Annotated in this window: 2 protein-coding genes; both read right to left on the bottom strand. The window is 63.8% G+C overall.

Translation table 11 applies throughout. From position 1 onward, the window contains the following. Positions 1-63 precede the first annotated feature (63 nt). A complete protein-coding gene (istB, locus tag IE252_RS42795; protein WP_190094923.1) occupies positions 64-870 on the bottom strand; it encodes an IS21-like element helper ATPase IstB in 807 nt (268 codons plus the stop codon). Further along, on the bottom strand, positions 867-1,619 hold a 753-nt coding region (locus tag IE252_RS42790), incomplete at its 5' end, for a Mu transposase domain-containing protein (protein WP_444545974.1). The genes IE252_RS42790 and istB, both read right to left, overlap by 4 nt.

The raw sequence follows: 1,619 nt of genomic DNA, 5'->3' as shown, positions 1-1,619 counted from the left end.
TGTCAACGCTCCCTCAAAACTGACCCCCTACGGATCTCGGAAAATTAACCCCCCGAGGTCGGTTCAGCCCTGATTTGCGCGGTTCTCCTTGGCGAGGAGTTCGCGTCGCTGGCGGGTGCGATACGAATCACCGGTGAGGGTGAGAACCTCGGCATGGTGGACCAGACGGTCAATCATCGCGGCGGCCACAACGTCGTCCGAGAAGGTCTCTCCCCAGCGCCCGAAGGGCAAATTTGAGGTCACCATGATCGAGCCCTGTTCGTAGCGGGACGCGACCAGTTGGAAGAACAGGTTCGCGGCGTCCTGGTCGAACGGGATGTACCCGACTTCATCGATAATGATCAGTTTGTAGCGGCGAATCTTCTTCAGCTCGGCTTCCAGGCGGCCGGCCTGGTGGGCCTCGCTGAGGCGGGATATCCAGTTGCTCGCGGTGTCGAACAGGACTGAGTATCCTGAGTGGGCTGCCTTGACGCCGAGTCCGATCGCCAGGTGTGTCTTCCCAATTCCCGGCGGTCCAAGGAGGATTACGTTCTCCGCCTTCGCGACGAACGTGCCGGTCGCCAGGTGTGCGAGGATGTCGCGCCGCAGCGATGGCAGGTGGTCGAGGTTGAAGTCTTCCAGTGTTTTCACCTGCGGGAAATGTGCGGTGCGGATCCGCATCACCGTGCCCTTCGATTCCCGGTCGGCGACCTGTCTCTGCAGCAGAGCGGCAAGGTATTCCTCGTGGGACCAGTTCTCGTCTCTCGCCTGGGAGGCGAGGTCCTCCCAAGTGGCGCCGATCGTCGGCATCTTCAACGCCCTCGTGAGATAGGCGAGCATCGAGGGAAGCCCGTCCTTGTGCGCCGGGGTTTCCTTGGCGACAGTGGTCATTCATTGCTCGCTTTCGTGGGTGTGGAGTCGAAATCGACACCGAAAAGGGCGTCGTAGTCGGGCAGGGCCCGCAGGGTGACGGCGTGGCCGTCGGGGTGGTGGCGGGTGGTGGCCTGGCGCCGCTCGCGGTCCAGGGCGAAGGCTTGGCGCATGCGGGCGGCGGTGGCTGCGTGGGCGGGGTCGGTAACCACGTTCTGCTTGGCCCAGGACCGCTGGTGACGTGCGACGACCTGGCCCTCACAGAACACCGTGACCTCCTCCGGCGAGGCGGTCACATCGACGAACCGGCCGATCACCTGCGGGTCCACGGAGTAGTCGACGGTGTCTATGCGGACGTAGTAATCGCGCGCCAGACGAATCCGATGGTTCAGCCCGACAGGCGGGACGACCGGCGGCAGCGGCAGCATCGACAGGTAATCGGTCTCCAAGAGGTCGACTGGTCGGCCTTGAATCGAGCGGACCGTGCGGGAGTTGGCCCGCACCAGCCATTCAGCCAGCTGCCGGTTGAAATCCTGCGGCGAGGCAAACAGGCGACCCGGCAGAAACGAGGTCTCCAGGAACTGGTTGTTCCGCTCGACCATCCCCTTGTATTCCGGATCCCGAGGCGGTGCGAGCTTGATCCGGGTGGCCAGTGTCCCTGCGAACGCCGCCGCGGGTGCGGTCACCCGGCCCGTTCCACCGATAGCCGATTCCCGGTCCCAGACCAGTGTTTTGGTGACCCGGCCAATCGCACTGATCAGGGACCACAT

The organism is Streptomyces melanogenes (assembly GCF_014649795.1).
Taxonomy (GTDB): Bacteria; Actinomycetota; Actinomycetes; order Streptomycetales; family Streptomycetaceae; genus Streptomyces; species Streptomyces noboritoensis.
Note: the sequence above shows the minus strand (reverse complement) of the source record. Positions and strands in the feature narration are given on the sequence as shown.

Coding starts and splice junctions, on each gene's coding strand:
- istB (WP_190094923.1), bottom strand. CDS start 870: ATGACCACTGTCGCCAAGGAAACCCCGGCGCACAAGGACGGGCTTCCC.